Genomic DNA, 14879 nt, shown 5'->3' with positions numbered 1-14879 from the left:
TGCATGGATTGGCCCGCGGTCGCGGCGGCGGCGGCCGCGGATCTGTCCGCGTCCGTGCCGGTCGCGGTCACGCTGGCCAACCGGGTGGTCGCCTGTTCGTCGGCCGCCCGCGCGGTGGGGGTGCGCCGGGGGCTGCGACGCCGGGAGGCGGCGGCCCGGTGCCCGCAGCTGCATGTCACCACCGCCGACGCGGACCGCGACGCCCGCTTCTTTGAAGCGGTGATCGCGGCGGTGGACGACCTGGTGCCCCGCGCCGAGGTGCTGCGGCCCGGGCTCCTGGTGTTGCCGGTGCGCGGGGCGGCCCGCTATTTCGGGTCCGAGGCCGTCGCCGCCGAACGGCTGATCGATGCCGTGGCCGCCGCCGGCGCCGAGTGTCAGGTCGGGATCGCCGACCAGTTGTCCACCGCGGTCTTCGCGGCGCGGGCGGGCCGCGTCGTCGAGCCGGGAGGCGACGCGAGGTTTTTGTCGGTCCTGTCCATCCGCCAACTCGCCACCGAGCCGAGCCTGTCCGGTCCGGGCCGGGAAGAGCTGACGGACCTGTTGTGGCGGATGGGGATTCGCACCATCGGGCAGTTCGCCGCGCTGTCGCGCAGCGATGTGGCCTCCCGGTTCGGCGCCGACGGGGTGACCGCGCACCGGTTGGCCCGCGGCGAGCCCGAACGGCCGCCCTCCGGGCGGGAGCCGCCGGCCGAGCTCGAGGCCGTGCTGGACTGCGATCCGCCGATCGACCGGGTCGATGCCGCGGCGTTCGCCGGGCGCTCGCTGGCCGGAACGCTGCATCAGGCGCTGATGGCCGCCGGCGTGGGATGCACCCGGCTGGCCATCCACGCCGTCACCGCCAACGGCGAAGAACGCCATCGGGTGTGGCGGTGCGCCGAGCCGTTGACCGAGGACGCCACCGCCGACCGGGTGCGCTGGCAGCTCGACGGCTGGCTGAGCAATCGCACCGCGCGCGATCCCCGGCCCACCGCCGCGGTGACGCTGTTGCGGCTGCAGGCGGTGGAGGTGGTATCCGCCGAGGCGCTGCAGTTGCCGCTCTGGGGTGGGCTGGGGGAGGAGGACAGGCTGCGGGCCCGCCGGGCGCTGGTGCGGGTGCAGGGGTTGCTCGGTCCGGAGGCGGTGCGAGTGCCGGTGCTGTCTGGGGGTCGCGGGCCGGCCGAGCGCATCACGCTGATCCCGCTGGGCGACGAGCCGGTGCCGCGGGCCGATCCCGATCTGCCGTGGCCCGGCCGGCTGCCCGCGCCGTCACCGGCGGTGTTGCTGGACGATCCGGTGGAATTGCTTGACACCCAAGGGAACCCGATACGGGTGACCAACCGCGGGCTGTTCTCCGCCGACCCCGCCCGCATGATCAGCCAGGGCCGAGACGAGCGGCTGTGCTGGTGGGCCGGCCCCTGGCCGGTCGACGAGCGGTGGTGGGACGACCGGCCCGTGGGCGGTCAGGGGGCCGGTCAAGGGTCCGGCCGCACCGCCCGCGCCCAGATCCTGCTGGAAAGCGAGCGTGCGTTGCTGTTGTGCTATCGCCAGCGGCGCTGGTACCTCGAGGGCAGCTACGAGTAGATGGGCCGCAGCGCCTCCGGCGTCAGGTCCTTGAGCGAGGGATATCCGTCGACGGCCATGATCAGGTCCGCTTCGGCCAGCAGCGAGCGCAGCACGTGCACGACGCCCTCGACGCCCCCGAGGGCCAGCCCGTAGGCGTAGGGGCGGCCGATCCCGACGGCGGTCGCCCCCAGCGCGAGGGCCTTGATGATGTCGGCCCCGCTGCGCACGCCCGAGTCGAACAGCACAGGCAGCCCGTCGGCCGCCTCGAGCACGTCGGGCAGGCAATCCAGGCAGGGCAACCCGCCGTTGGCCTGCCGGCCGCCGTGGTTGGAGCAGTAAATGCCGTCCACGCCAATGTCTTTGGCGCGGCGGACGTCGTCGGGGTGGCAGACGCCCTTGACCATCAGCGGCAGGTCGGTCTCCGCCCGCAGCCACTCCAGGTCGTCCCACCGGAACGGGCCGCCGAAAATGGGCAGCTTGCGCACCGCCGCCTCGGTGGCGTCTTCGCCCCGGCTCAAGCGGGAGCGAAAAACGGGATCGCTGGTGTAGTTGGCCAGGCACCCGCTGGGCACCTGGGGGTAGTTCCCCCCGCTGAGGTCGCGGGGCCGCCAGCCGGTGACCCAGGTGTCCAGGGTGACCGCGATGGCCTTGAAGCCGGCCGCCTCGGCGCGGTGCACCAGGCTGGCGGCCATCTTGCGGTCCGGCGGCGTGTACAGCTGGAAGAACGCCGGGCTATCGCCCAGTTCGGCGGCGATATCCTCCATCGGGTCGGAGGTGAGCGTGCCCACGAAGAACGGGACGCCGGTGCGGACGGAGGCCCGGGCGCAGAGCATGTCCCCGTGGCCCTCCGGGTCGCACACCCCGATGACGCCGATGGGCGCCATGAAGATCGGCGACGGAAACCTCATGCCGAACAGCTCGACGGACATGTCGCGCTCCTCGGGGGCGATCCCCATCCGCGGGTACAGCCCCCACCGTTTGAAGGCCGCGCAGTTGGCGCGCTGGGTGTGCTCGTCACCGGCGCCGCCCGCGACGTACTGCAGCACCTTCGGTGCCATCGCCGCCGCCGCCTTTTCCTCCAGGTCCTCGAACCTGATCGGGTACTGCGGCTGATTACCGTGCAGCGACTGGTCGTACAGCTCTTTTTGATAGTCGGCGAAGGCCATAGTCGGTCCAGTACCCCGCACCCCGTGCACCAAACCGTGTTCGAGGATGCGGTCCGACGGGTCGCAGGTGTGGCGAAAACGCGTTCGGCACTAAGCGGTTTCGATGCGCTTCGCTATGCGCGCGTCAGTAGCGTCCGAAGACGGTCGCCACGTTGTGTCCGCCGAAGCCGAACGAGTTGTTGATCGCGTACTCGTAGTTGCCGGGGCGGGGTTTGCCGGCCACCACGTCCAGGTCGATCTCGGGGTCGAGGTTTTCCAGGTTCAGCGTGGGCGGCACGACCTGGTCGCGCAGCGCGAGCACGGTCAGGATCGATTCGACGGCGCCCACGGCGCCCACGGAGTGGCCCAGGGCGGCCTTGGGGGCGTAGACGGCGGCGTTGCCGCCGTGGGGGCCCAGGGCGTTGTTGATGGCCCTGCCCTCGGCGACGTCGCCGACCGAGGTGCCGGTGGCGTGGGCGTTGACGTGGTGGATGTCGCTGGGGGAGAGCCCGGCGAGCTGGATGGCGCGGCTCATGGCGTGCCCGGCGCGTTCGCCGTTGGGGTCGGGGGCCACCATGTGGTAGCCGTCGGAGGTGATGCTGGCGCCCATGATGCGGGCCAAGATGTTGGCCCCGCGGGCCTTGGCGTGCTCCTCGGTCTCGATCACCATCAGGGCGCCGGCCTCGCCGAACACGAAGCCGGTCCGGTCGCGGTCGAACGGGCGGCACGCGCCGACGGGGTCGTCGTTCTTGGTCGACATCACGATCCGCATCTGCGCGAACGCCGCGATCGCGACCGCCTCGATCCTGACCTCCACGCCACCGCAGATCGCGATGTCGGCCTCCCCGAAGACGATGTTGCGCCACGCCTGGGCGACGCCCTCCGAACCCGATGCGCACGCCGACACCGGGGTGATGACCCCGGCCTTGGCGTGCCGCTCCAGGCCCACCGCAGCGGCTGCCCCGTTGGGCATGTACTTGGACACCGCCAGCGGGGAGACACCCTTCATCCCGCGGGCGCGCAGGTCGTCGTAGCTGAACACGATTTGCTCCGCCGAGCCCAGGCCCGTGCCGACGGACACCATCAGCCGGTTGCTGTCGACCTCGGGCGAGCCGGCGTTCTCCCAGACCCGCCGGCCCAGGACGGTCGACATCATCTGCAGGTAGCCCATCCGGTGGCGTTCGGCGCGGGTGAGTCCGCCGTCGAAATCCTCGAGTAGATGACCGCCGATGCGCACCGGCAGGTCAAACTCCTCGACGAACGAGTCCTCGAGTTTGCGGATGCCACTTTGCCTGTCCAGCAACAGCTTCCACGTGGACTCGGCGTCAGTCGCCAGTGCGGTCGTCATGGCAATGCCCGTGACGACCACGTTCGGCAGCGTTTTCCCCGTAACCAGCTCCGCCATGACTTCCGAAACCTTTCATTTGATGAGAGCTGCTAACGAATTGACGCCGAGCCCCACACATCCCACCAAATCATGCCAACACAAACTCCCATTGTCCCTGACGTCAAGGGCGTGGCGTTAATCGGCGCGTACCGCCTGCGCCTGCGCCACCAGGGCGCGGCCGCCGGGCAACGCCCGCAGAACGGCGCGGGCCAGCCGGTCGCGGCCGCGGAGAGCGCCGGTCCTGGCCTGACCGGTGCGCAAATGGCGCCACCCCAGGAACGCCCACGACGCCGCGACCACGGCGTCGGTCACCCCGCCGCGGGCCCGGCGCCGGTCGACGAGGGCCAGGCCGAGCGCGGTCGCCGAGTGCACCGTGTCGACCCAGACCCCGGCCGCCAGCTCCTCCGGGCCGGGGTCGACCCCCGACAACGCCGCCTGGACCAGATGGCGAGCGCCCAGGATCCGGGTGACGACGATCGCCTTGCGATCGACCCGTACCCCGTGGATGTGGCTCAGCACCTCGGCGGGGGCGGCCAGCAGCACGCCGCCCCACCCCGCCCGGATCAGCTCGATGGCACGAAACTTCATGGGGTATCGGCTAACCGGCGCGCGAAGGGGCCCACCCGCTCGATGAACCGATCGAAGAACCCCGCTGCGTCCACGTCAATCCCGATGAGCGCGTTGGGTTCTCGTCGACCCGACCAGTCGGTCACCGTCATGGCGCGGGTCAGGGTCCCGGTCAGCTCGATGTCCACCGTCGCCGGCCGGGTGTTGACGAGCCCCGGATCCAGCGCGACGGCGGCGGCCAACGGATCGTGCATGTGTGCTTGATACCCGTGGCCGAGGTCGTGGTAGGCCTCCAGGTAGAACCGGGTCGCGTCCTCGATCACCCTGATCAGGGGGTTGGACGCCGTGGACCGGGTTGCGCGTTCGTCGTGTTCGCTCAGCGGCGTGGTCGTCGACCCGGCGGCGGCCGCCAGCCGGGCCAGGTGCTCCGGTGTCATCGCGACCTTACGGGTCAAATCCAGCCCGCACAGGATCGGAAGCCGTTGGTGGCCAACGGTTTCCTGGCCCCAGGCCGCCAGCACCTCGGCCGCGGCCTCCGGGTCCACGCTGATGTTCCATTCCGCGACCGTGGTGGTGTTGCCCCGGTGGTCGTAGGAACCCCCCATGATCACCAGCCGGCGCAGCAGCGACGGCAGGGTGGGTTCGGCGCGCAGCGCCAGCGCCAGATTGGTCAACGGGCCGGTCGCCACGCCGATGAGCTCCCCGGGGTGGGCCTTCGCCGCCCGCACCCACGCGTCCGCGGAGTCGTAGTCGGTGAGCCCGTCCCCACCCGGTGGCAGCTCGGCGTAGCCTAATCCCCTGGGGCCGTGGACTTTTGACGGCAAACACATCGGTCCGGTCAGGGTTTGATCGGAGCCTCTCGAAACCGGTATGCCGGTGACCTCGCACAGCCGCAGCAGGCCGAGATTGTTTTCGCAGACCTGCTCCACCCCGACGTTTCCACCGGTCGAGGCGATGCCGACCACCTCGGCGTCCGGGCTGGCGAACAGGTAGATCAGCGCCAGCGCGTCATCCACGCCGGTGTCGACGTCGACGAAAACGGGAGCGTTCATTGTCTACAACATAGCCATCTCGGCTATTAGGCTGAGCTGATGCCCACAACGTCGGAGCCCCCGGAGGGCACTGAATTAACGCCGCACTTCGACGACGTGCAGGCCCACTACGACTTGTCGGACGACTTCTTCCGGCTATTCCTCGACCCGACCCAGACGTACAGCTGCGCCTACTTCGAGCGCGAGGACATGACGCTGGAGGAAGCGCAGATCGCCAAGATCGACCTCGCCCTGGGCAAACTCGGGCTGCAACCGGGCATGACGTTGCTCGACGTCGGCTGCGGCTGGGGCGCCACCATGATGCGCGCCGTGGAGAAATACGACGTCAACGTTGTCGGCCTCACCCTGAGCCGCAACCAAGCCGAGCACGTCGAGCGGCTGATCGCGCAGTCGAAGAGCCCCCGTTCCGCGCGGATCCTGCTGCAGGGCTGGGAGGAGTTCGACGAGCCGGTCGACCGGATCGTCAGCATCGGCGCCTTCGAGCACTTCGGGCACGAGCGCTACGACGCGTTCTTCACCATGGCGCATGACCTGCTGCCTGACGACGGGGTCATGCTGCTGCACACCATCACCGGTCTGCACCCGACCGAGATGGTGGAGCGCGGCATGCCCATCTCGTTCACGTTCGCCCGATTCATCAAATTCATTGTCACCGAGATCTTTCCGGGTGGGCGGTTACCGTCGATACCGATGGTGCAGGAGCGCGCCACCGCGAACGGCTTCACCGTGAGCCGCATCCAGTCGCTGCAGCCGCACTACGCGAAGACCCTCGACATCTGGGCCGCCGCGCTGCAAGCCCACAAGGAGCAGGCCATCGCGGTGCAGTCCGAGGAAGTCTACGAGCGGTACATGAAATATCTGACCGGCTGCGCCGACGCCTTTCGGGTGGGCTATGTCGACGTCAACCAGTTCACGTTGGAGAAATGATCACCAGTGCACGCCGGGCACCCGGCGCACCAGCCGCTTGACGCCCCGCGGCGTGCGCAGGCCGCCGGTGACGGCGCGGACGGGCCGGTTGGGCTTGCGGCGCACGGCCGGCGGCGGCGCTTGGGCGGCGGGTGCCAGCCCGCGCGCCGCGGCCGAGTCGGGATAGCCGAGATAGAGCTGGTGCAGGATTCGTCGAGAAGTCCTGGGGACGAAGTAATTTCCGGCCTCGGCGAGCGTGCCCAGCGGGGTGTCGATGCGCGCGGGCTTGTCCACCAGCCCGCGCACCACCATCGCGGCCGCGCGTTCGGGGCTGATCGCCCGGACCGGGTTGAGCCGGTGCGACGGCACGATCATGGGGGTGCGCACCAGCGGCATGTGGATGTTGGTGAAGGTGATGTGATCGGACAGCACCTCGGATCCGACCACGTCGGAGAACGCATCCAGCGCGGCCTTGGTCGGCAGGTAGGAGCTGTATTTGGGGTTGCGTGCCTGCACGCCGGCGCTCGACACGTTGACGACGTGGCCGAATCGCCGCTCGCGCCAATGCGGCAGCAGCGCCAGCACCATTCGCACCGCGCCGAAGTAGTTGACCGCCATCACCCGTTCGTAGTCGTGTAGCCGGTCGGTGGAGTTGACCACCGAGCGGCGGATCGAGCGGCCGGCGTTGTTCACCAGGTAATCGACGTGGTCGAAGCGCCCCAGGATGTCTTTGACGGTGTGCTCCACCGACGCGGAATCGGTGACGTCACAGGTAAAGGCATGGGCGGCACCGCCATTGGCGCGGATCTCGGCGACCAGCTCATCCAGCGCGGCGCCGTTGCGGGCCAGGGCGAACACCGTGGCGCCGCGCTCGGCGATCGCGATCGCCGACGCCCGGCCGATGCCGCTGGACGCGCCGGTGATGATGACGTGCCGGCCGTGCAACGGTCCTCGCGGATCGTCGCGGCGCGCGCGGTCCGGATCGAGGTGTTCCGCCCAGTACCGCCACAGCTTCGGTGCGTAGGAGGAGAACTCGGGAACCCGTATCCCGTAGTCCCGCAAGGCGTTTCGGGTCTTCTCGCTGACGAAGGTGGGCGGCAGGTCGACGAGGTCGAACACCTCGGCGGGGATGCCCAGCTGGGTGGCCGCCATATTGCGCAGCACCCTGGCCCGGCCGCGCACGTTGAGGACGGGGGCGGCCACCGAGCGGGGCAGCGACCCGCGCAGCGGCGGCAGCCCGGCCGCCTTGGCCACGCCGCGGTAGATGCCGCGCAGGCCGATCGTCTTCTCGGCGGTGAGGTGGAACGTCTGCCCGTCACGACCGTCGGCGTGCAGGAGCGCGACCAGCGCGTCGACGACGTAGTCGACAGGGACGATGTTGGTGCGGCCGGTGTCGGGCAGCAGGATGGGCGTCAGCGACGGCAGGACGGCCAACTTGGCCAGCACGCCGAAGAAGTAGTACGGCCCGTCCACCTTGTCCATCTCGCCGGTGCGCGAATCGCCCACGACCACCGCCGGGCGGTAGATGCGATGGCGCAGGCCGGGCGTCGAGCGCACCAGCAGTTCGGCTTCGAACTTGGTCTGGTGATAGGGCGTCGGCAGTTGCTGGCCGACGTCGAAGTCGTCCTCGGTGTATTCGCCGCGGAAGTCGCCCGCCACGGCGATCGACGAGACATGGTGCATCGTCGCGCCCAGGCGCCGCGCCAGCCCGATCACCGCGCGGGTGCCCTCGACGTTCGCGGCGCGCTGCTCGGGCTCGCCGGCGGTGATGTCGTAGATCGCCGCGCAGTGCACCACGTGGTCGATCTCGCCCAGCTCGGCGAGGACCTCGTCGCTCAGGTCCAGCTCCGGCAGCTCGGCGACCAGCGGTTTGACCCGATCGCCCCACCGCGCCGCGAGGCGTTCGAAGCGGCCCAGCGACCGCCGTCGCACCAGGACCCACACCTGCGCGTCGGGCCGGGATTCCAGAAGACGAGACACGACGCGGCGACCAATAAACCCGGTACCGCCGGTAACGACATACCGCATGAAGACATGGTGGCGTCGGCAGCCGCCCACGTCAACTGCCGATCCGCGAGGGCTGGCCGCGGGCTAGCTGTGGAAGTCGCGGATCCCGTCCCAGTCGACCAGCGTCCAGCCGGTCATCGGGTTGCCGGTGATCACCACGCGGCCAGTGTTGGGCAACGGGTGGGTGTTCATCAGGCTTTCCTTGCCGTTGCGGGTGTTCATCAGCGTCCACACCATGATCGCGTTGGCGTGCGAGAACACCACCGGGTTGCGGTGGCCGCTGTAGTAGACCTTGTTGACGGCCGCGGTGAACTGGTCGTTGAACTCTTTGCCGCTGATCGAGCCGGGGATGCTGTAGGACACATCGCCCTTGATCCAGTTCACCGGGGCCACCAGGTAGGTCGACTTCGCCATCGACTCGGGTTTGCCGTTGTACCAGCCGGCGTTGATCTCCTGGATGCCGGGCAAAATCTCGACCTGCTTGCCGAGCTCGGCGGCCAGCGGCGCGGCGGTTTGCTGCGTCCGGGTCATCGTGGAGGCGTAGACGCTGTCGTAGTCCTTGCGGCCGAGTTGGTGCGCGATCTCTTCGGCCTGCCCCTTGCCCTCCGGGGTCAGACCCGGGCCCGGCACGTCGGTGTCGATGGTGCCGGCGGCGTTGGCCTCCGACTGGGCGTGCCGGACGAACGTCACCGTGATCGACCGCGCCTGCGGCGAGCCGCCGCAGCCGGCGACGATTACCGTTGCGGTGAGGGCGGCGACCGCAACCGAGGCCTTCCGGAACAAGCTGCGCTTGGACATGGGAGATAGCCTGCCCTGCCGACGCCTTCGGTGGGAAGGGTTTGCGATGGTTACGTGCAGAAAAGCTCTCGATTTCTGGAATAGGAGACCCCATGGCGATTGACCCGAGTGCCGTCGGCGCGGTGACCGAACCCATGACCTTCGAATGGACCGACCGGGACACGCTGCTCTACGCGCTCGGTGTCGGCGCCGGCATCGACGACCTGGCGTTCACCACCGAGAACAGCCACGACATCGACCAGCAGGTGCTGCCCACCTACGCGGTGATCTGCTGCCCGGCCTTCGGCGCGGCGGGCCTGGTCGGAAAGTTCAACTGGGCCATGCTCTTACACGGATCGCAGAGCATCCGGCTGCACGCCCCGCTGCCGCCCGCGGGGAAGCTCTCGGTGGTCTCCGAGGTCGCCGACATCCAGGACAAGGGCGAGGGCAAGAACGCGATCCTCGTGCTGCGCGGCCGGGGCACCGACCCGCAATCGGGGCAGCTGATCGCCGAGACGCTCACCACCCTGGTCATCCGCGGCGAGGGCGGGTTCGGCGGGATGCCGGGTCAGCGGCCGGTCGCGCCGGAGTTCCCGGACCGCGAGCCCGACGCGCGGATCGCGCTGCCCACCCGCGAGGACCAGGCGCTGATCTACCGGCTCTCCGGCGACCGCAACCCGCTGCACAGCGACCCGTGGTTCGCCCGCGAGCTCGCCGGGTTCCCCAAGCCGATCCTGCACGGGCTGTGCACCTACGGGGTGTCGGGTCGCGCGCTGGTGGCCGAGCTCGGTGGGGGCGTCGCGGCCAACATCACCTCGATCGCCTCGCGATTCACCTCGCCGGTGTTCCCCGGCGAGACGCTGACCACGCTGATCTGGCGCACCGGGGAGGGCAAGGCGGTGTTCCGCACCGAGGCGTCCGGCGCCGAGGGTTCCGGCGTTCGCGTGGTGCTCGACGACGGCGCGGTGGAATACGCCTGACTAGGCTTCGAGCTGATCGGCCAGCCGGTCGGTGAACGCCGCGGCCCGCGCGGGGCTGTCCAGCGCGAACAGCGCCGCGGTGGCGCGGTCGCCATCGTCGCTGTGCCGCACCAGGATCGGGACCCCGTCGTCGTGCACCGCGTCGAACGCGTCCTCGTCGGTGATGTCGTCGCCGAGGTAGACCGGCGTGAGCGATCCCGACCCGGCCCGGTGTAGGTGATCGATCACCCAGCGCAGCGTTTTTCCCTTGTCCCAGTCCAGATCCGGGCGCAGCTCGATGACCTCGCGGCCGGTGGTCACCCGGAGCGCGTCGCGGCGCCCCGCCGCGCGCACCGCGGCCAGCACCTCGCCCACGCGGTCGCGTTCGGCGTTGCGGTAGTGCACGGCGACGCCGAATCGCTTGTGCTCCACCACCACTCCGGGGATTCCGCCGAGCTGGTCGCGCAGCCGGGCCGCCGCCTGCTCGAGCACCGGGATGGCCGCGGCCGCGGCGTCGTTCTGATGGTGTGTCCCGTCGGGCGCGGTCAGCTCGAAACCGTGACTGCCCGCGTACCAAATGCCAGGCACGCCAACGCGATTCGTCACATCGGCGAGATCGCGGCCCGACAGCACCGCGACCGGACAGCCGTCGGCCAGCTTCGCCAGCGCCTCGGTGGCCCCGGCGACGGGCCGCGCGGCGTCGGGGTCGTCGACGATGTCCGAGAGCGTGCCGTCGAAGTCGAAGAATACGGCCGGCCGCCGGCCGGCCAGGCCATCGGCGGCGTCGGTGAGGGCCCGCATCGCATCCGGCAGTTGCGACATCCGAAGATCCCCGGTGCGCACGCCGACCTCGCCGAGGTCGCTGACCACGGCGTCGGCCCCGGCGTCACGCAGCGCGCCGGCGCTCTTGGCCGGCCCGACGCCGATCACCGACGCGAATCCCGCGGCGCGGGCGGCCTCGACGCCGGCCGCCGCCCCGGCGACCACGACGGCGCGGCCCGGGCGCACCTTCAGGTCCGCGGCCGCCCGCGCCGGGCCGTCCGCGGGGACGACGGCGGTGCCCACCCCGACGTCGCGCAGCCGCGCGGCCAGCGTTGAGCCGAGGTCGGTTTCCAGGTCGAACAGCACCGCGTCGTGGCGGCGCGGGTCGATGATGACCGGCATGTGCCAACCCTCTCACGGCGACCTCTATCGAACATATTTTCGATAGACTGCGCGTATGGGCTGGTTCAACGGGCCGCCGAGCTGGGCGGAAATGGAGCGGGTGCTCGACAGCAAGCCACGCCGTGCCGGTGAGCCGGCGGGGCTTCCCGAGGACGCCCCCCTGTCGCGCAAGCGCGCCACGTACCGGCCGCCGGGGGACGGCCGGGCACCCCGCCCGTCCGTCGGCCGTTCCGTTCCGTATGCCGAACTGCATGCGCATTCGGCGTTCAGCTTCCTAGACGGGGCGAGCACGCCCGAGGAACTGGTCGAGGAGGCGGCCCGGCTGGGCCTGCGCGCCCTGGCGCTCACCGACCACGATGGCCTGTACGGGGCGGTGCGGTTCGCCGAGGCGGCCGCCGAGCTCGACATGCGTACCGTGTTCGGCGCCGAACTGTCGCTGGGCGGTGAGGCCCGCACCGAGCGGCCGGACCCGGCGGGCCCACACCTGCTGGTGCTGGCCCGCGGCCCCGAGGGTTACCGGCGGCTGTCGCGGCAGCTGGCCGCGGCGCACCTGGCCGGCGGCGAGAAGGGCAAGCCCCGTTACGATTTCGACGCACTGACCGAGGCCGCCGGCGGGCACTGGCACATCCTGACCGGGTGTCGCAAAGGCCATGTGCGCCAAGCGCTTTCCGACGGTGGTTCGGACGCCGCCGAGCGGGCGCTGGCCGACCTGGTGGACCGGTTCGGTGCGCAAAGGGTCAGCGTCGAGTTGACCCATCACGGGCAACCGCTCGACGACGAACGCAACGCGGTGCTGGCCGCGCTGGCCCCGCGCTTCGGGGTCGGCGTCGTCGCCACCACCGGCGCGCATTTCGCGGGGCCGTCGCGGCGCCGGCTGGCCATGGCGATGGGCGCCATCCGGGCCCGGGAGTCCCTGGATTCGGCCGCCGGGTGGCTGGCCCCGCTGGGCGGTTCGCACCTGCGCTCCGGCGCGGAGATGGCCCGGCTGTTCGCTGGGGGCCCCGACGTGGTGACCGCGGCCGCCGAACTGGGCGAGCAGTGCGCGTTCGGGCTGGCGCTCATCGCGCCCCAGCTACCGCCGTTCGACGTGCCCGACGGGCACACCGAGGACAGCTGGCTGCGGCAGCTGACCATGGCCGGCGCGCGCGACCGCTACGGTCCGAACGCACCGCGCGCCTACGCACAGATCGAGCATGAGCTCAAAGTCATTGCCCAGCTGCAATTTCCGGGCTACTTCCTGGTGGTGCACGACATCGCCCGGTTCTGCCGGGACAACAACATCCTGTGCCAGGGCAGGGGATCGGCGGCCAACTCCGCGGTCTGCTACGCCCTCGGCGTCACCGCCGTCGACCCGGTGGCCAACGAGCTGCTGTTCGAGCGCTTCCTGTCGCCGGCCCGCGACGGGCCACCCGACATCGACATGGACATCGAGTCCGACCAGCGCGAAAAGGTCATCCAGTACGTGTACGACAAATACGGCCGGGACTACGCCGCCCAGGTCGCCAACGTCATCACCTACCGGGGAAAGATCGCGGTGCGCGACATGGCCCGCGCCCTGGGCTTCTCGCAGGGCCAGCAGGACGCGTGGAGCAAGCAGATCAGCCACTGGGGCGGGCTGGCGGACTCGCCGGAGGTCGAGGACATCCCCGAGCCGGTGATCGACCTGGCGAACCAGATCCGGAACCTGCCGCGGCACATGGGCATTCACTCCGGCGGTATGGTGATCTGCGACCGCCCGATCGCCGACGTGTGCCCGGTTGAGTGGGCGCGGATGGAGAACCGCAGCGTCCTGCAATGGGACAAAGACGACTGCGCGGCAATCGGTTTGGTGAAGTTCGACCTGCTCGGGCTGGGCATGCTCTCGGCGCTGCACTACGCCATCGACCTGGTGGCCGAGCACAAGGGGATCGAGGTGGACCTGGCCCGCCTGGACCTCTCCGAGCCGGCGGTGTACGAGATGCTGGCCCGCGCCGACTCCGTCGGCGTGTTCCAGGTGGAGTCGCGCGCGCAGATGGCCACGCTGCCGCGGCTGAAGCCGCGGGTGTTCTACGACCTGGTGGTGGAGGTCGCGCTGATCCGCCCCGGCCCGATCCAGGGCGGGTCGGTGCACCCCTACATCCGGCGGCGTAACGGTGAGGACCCGGTGGTCTACGACCACCCGTCCATGGAACCGGCGCTGCGAAAGACGTTGGGGGTGCCGCTTTTTCAGGAGCAGCTGATGCAGCTCGCGGTCGACTGCGCCGGGTTTTCCGCCGCCGAGGCCGATCAGCTGCGCCGCGCCATGGGGTCCAAGCGCTCCACCGAACGCATGCGGCGGCTGCGCGGCCGGTTCTACGAGGGCATGCGCGCGCTGCACGGCGCACCCGACGAGGTGATCGACCGGACCTACGAAAAGCTGGAGGCGTTCGCCAATTTCGGTTTCCCGGAAAGCCACGCGCTGAGCTTCGCGTCGCTGGTGTTCTACTCGTCGTGGTTCAAGCTGCACCACCCGGCGGCGTTCTGCGCCGCGCTGCTGCGCGCCCAGCCGATGGGTTTCTACTCGCCGCAGTCGTTGGTGGCCGATGCGCGCCGGCACGGCGTGACCGTGCACGGCCCGGACGTCAACGCCAGCCTGGCGCACGCCACCCTGGAAAACACGGGAACCGAGGTCCGGCTCGGTCTGGGTGCGGTCCGCCATATCGGCGACGACCTGGCCGAGCAACTGGTCGAGGAGCGAAAGGCCAACGGCCCCTTCGCCTCCCTGCTGGATGTGACGTCACGGCTGCAATTGAGCGTGCCGCAGACCGAGGCGCTGGCCACCGCCGGGGCCTTTGCCTGCTTCGGCATGTCCCGGCGCGAGGGGCTGTGGGCGGCCGGGGCGGCGGCCACCCAGCGGCCGGGCCGCCTGCCCGGGGTGGGCTCGTCCTCGCACGTCCCGGCGTTGCCGGGGATGAGCGAGCTGGAACTGGCCGCCGCCGACGTGTGGGCCACCGGCATCTCCCCGGACAGCTACCCGACGCAGTTCCTGCGGGAAGACCTGGACGCGATGGGGGTGGTCCCCGCCGAGAAGCTGGGATCGGTGCCCGACGGCGACCGCGTGCTGATCGCCGGGGCGGTGACCCACCGGCAGCGCCCCGGCACGGCCCAGGGGGTGACGTTCCTGAACCTGGAGGACGAGACCGGGATGGTCAACGTGCTCTGCGCGCCGGGGGTGTGGGCGCGGCATCGCAAGCTGGCGAACTCGGCGCCGGCGCTGCTGGTGCGCGGGCAGGTCCAGAACGCCAGCGGCGCGATCACCGTCGTCGCCGAGCGGCTGGGCCGCATCACCCTGGCCGTCGGCTCCAAGTCCCGCGATTTCCGCTGACGTGCCACGCCGTTCGGCGTGAACCGGCCG

The 14879-nt window shown here is 70.4% G+C and carries 11 protein-coding genes; 4 read left to right on the top strand and 7 right to left on the bottom strand.

Features of this window, described 5'->3' with window-relative positions; all coding sequences use genetic code 11:
- Window positions 1-3 precede the first annotated feature (3 nt).
- Window positions 4-1560, top strand: coding sequence for a DNA polymerase Y family protein (locus tag OCQ_RS21155; protein ID WP_014383238.1), 1557 nt, complete (start codon window positions 4-6; stop codon window positions 1558-1560).
- Here OCQ_RS21155 and OCQ_RS21150 read toward each other — a convergent pair.
- The 4 genes from OCQ_RS21150 to OCQ_RS21135 all read right to left on the bottom strand — a co-directional run bounded on the left by OCQ_RS21150 (window position 1551) and on the right by OCQ_RS21135 (window position 5693).
- Entirely contained in the window at window positions 1551-2708 is a 1158-nt protein-coding gene (locus OCQ_RS21150) for an alpha-hydroxy-acid oxidizing protein (protein ID WP_009957341.1), read from the bottom strand. The two genes, OCQ_RS21155 and OCQ_RS21150, sit on opposite strands and share 10 nt — an antisense overlap.
- Before the next feature lie 124 nt (window positions 2709-2832).
- The gene (gene kasB, locus OCQ_RS21145) at window positions 2833-4092 is read right to left on the bottom strand and encodes a 3-oxoacyl-ACP synthase KasB (RefSeq protein WP_014381042.1); all 1260 of its coding nucleotides are present in this window, start codon (window positions 4090-4092) and stop codon (window positions 2833-2835) included.
- Between the two features lie 117 nt (window positions 4093-4209).
- Window positions 4210-4662, bottom strand: coding sequence for a hypothetical protein (locus OCQ_RS21140; RefSeq protein ID WP_009957770.1), 453 nt, complete (start codon window positions 4660-4662; stop codon window positions 4210-4212).
- Window positions 4659-5693 (bottom strand): nucleoside hydrolase, encoded by a 1035-nt coding sequence (locus OCQ_RS21135; RefSeq protein ID WP_014385744.1) that lies wholly within the window; start codon window positions 5691-5693, stop codon window positions 4659-4661. Before OCQ_RS21135 ends, OCQ_RS21140 begins: the two co-directional genes overlap by 4 nt.
- Before the next feature lie 39 nt (window positions 5694-5732).
- On the opposite strand from OCQ_RS21135, the gene cmaA1 reads away from it, so the two are divergent.
- Entirely contained in the window at window positions 5733-6620 is an 888-nt protein-coding gene (gene cmaA1 / locus OCQ_RS21130) for a cyclopropane mycolic acid synthase CmaA1 (protein WP_014381039.1), read from the top strand.
- On the opposite strand, the gene OCQ_RS21125 is transcribed toward cmaA1, so the two are convergent.
- The gene (locus OCQ_RS21125) at window positions 6621-8627 is read right to left on the bottom strand and encodes an SDR family oxidoreductase (RefSeq protein WP_038537445.1); all 2007 of its coding nucleotides are present in this window, start codon (window positions 8625-8627) and stop codon (window positions 6621-6623) included. It lies immediately after the preceding gene.
- Between the two features lie 63 nt (window positions 8628-8690).
- Window positions 8691-9404: a histidine phosphatase family protein gene (locus tag OCQ_RS21120; protein WP_014385742.1), complete on the bottom strand. Its 714-nt coding sequence runs from the start codon at window positions 9402-9404 to the stop codon at window positions 8691-8693.
- A gap of 92 nt (window positions 9405-9496) precedes the next feature.
- Here OCQ_RS21120 and OCQ_RS21115 point away from each other — a divergent pair, with 92 nt between their 5' ends.
- The gene (locus OCQ_RS21115) at window positions 9497-10363 is read left to right on the top strand and encodes a MaoC family dehydratase (RefSeq protein ID WP_014381037.1); all 867 of its coding nucleotides are present in this window, start codon (window positions 9497-9499) and stop codon (window positions 10361-10363) included.
- On the opposite strand, the gene otsB is transcribed toward OCQ_RS21115, so the two are convergent.
- On the bottom strand, window positions 10364-11506 hold the full coding sequence (gene otsB / locus OCQ_RS21110; protein WP_014385741.1) for a trehalose-phosphatase: 1143 nt from the start codon (window positions 11504-11506) through the stop codon (window positions 10364-10366).
- Between the two features lie 55 nt (window positions 11507-11561).
- Here otsB and OCQ_RS21105 point away from each other — a divergent pair, with 55 nt between their 5' ends.
- On the top strand, window positions 11562-14849 hold the full coding sequence (locus OCQ_RS21105) for an error-prone DNA polymerase (RefSeq protein ID WP_014385740.1): 3288 nt from the start codon (window positions 11562-11564) through the stop codon (window positions 14847-14849).
- Window positions 14850-14879 lie beyond the last annotated feature (30 nt).

The organism is Mycobacterium paraintracellulare (genome assembly GCF_000276825.1).
GTDB classification, from domain to species: Bacteria; Actinomycetota; Actinomycetes; order Mycobacteriales; family Mycobacteriaceae; genus Mycobacterium; species Mycobacterium intracellulare.
This window is presented reverse-complemented; position numbering and strand designations above follow the sequence as displayed.

Coding starts and splice junctions, on each gene's coding strand:
- cmaA1 (WP_014381039.1), top strand. CDS start 5,733: ATGCCCACAACGTCGGAGCCCCCGGAGGGCACTGAATTAACGCCGCAC.
- otsB (WP_014385741.1), bottom strand. CDS start 11,506: ATGCCGGTCATCATCGACCCGCGCCGCCACGACGCGGTGCTGTTCGAC.
- OCQ_RS21120 (WP_014385742.1), bottom strand. CDS start 9,404: ATGTCCAAGCGCAGCTTGTTCCGGAAGGCCTCGGTTGCGGTCGCCGCC.
- OCQ_RS21105 (WP_014385740.1), top strand. CDS start 11,562: ATGGGCTGGTTCAACGGGCCGCCGAGCTGGGCGGAAATGGAGCGGGTG.
- OCQ_RS21135 (WP_014385744.1), bottom strand. CDS start 5,693: ATGAACGCTCCCGTTTTCGTCGACGTCGACACCGGCGTGGATGACGCG.
- kasB (WP_014381042.1), bottom strand. CDS start 4,092: ATGGCGGAGCTGGTTACGGGGAAAACGCTGCCGAACGTGGTCGTCACG.
- OCQ_RS21155 (WP_014383238.1), top strand. CDS start 4: ATGGATTGGCCCGCGGTCGCGGCGGCGGCGGCCGCGGATCTGTCCGCG.
- OCQ_RS21140 (WP_009957770.1), bottom strand. CDS start 4,662: ATGAAGTTTCGTGCCATCGAGCTGATCCGGGCGGGGTGGGGCGGCGTG.
- OCQ_RS21115 (WP_014381037.1), top strand. CDS start 9,497: ATGGCGATTGACCCGAGTGCCGTCGGCGCGGTGACCGAACCCATGACC.
- OCQ_RS21150 (WP_009957341.1), bottom strand. CDS start 2,708: ATGGCCTTCGCCGACTATCAAAAAGAGCTGTACGACCAGTCGCTGCAC.
- OCQ_RS21125 (WP_038537445.1), bottom strand. CDS start 8,627: ATGCGGTATGTCGTTACCGGCGGTACCGGGTTTATTGGTCGCCGCGTC.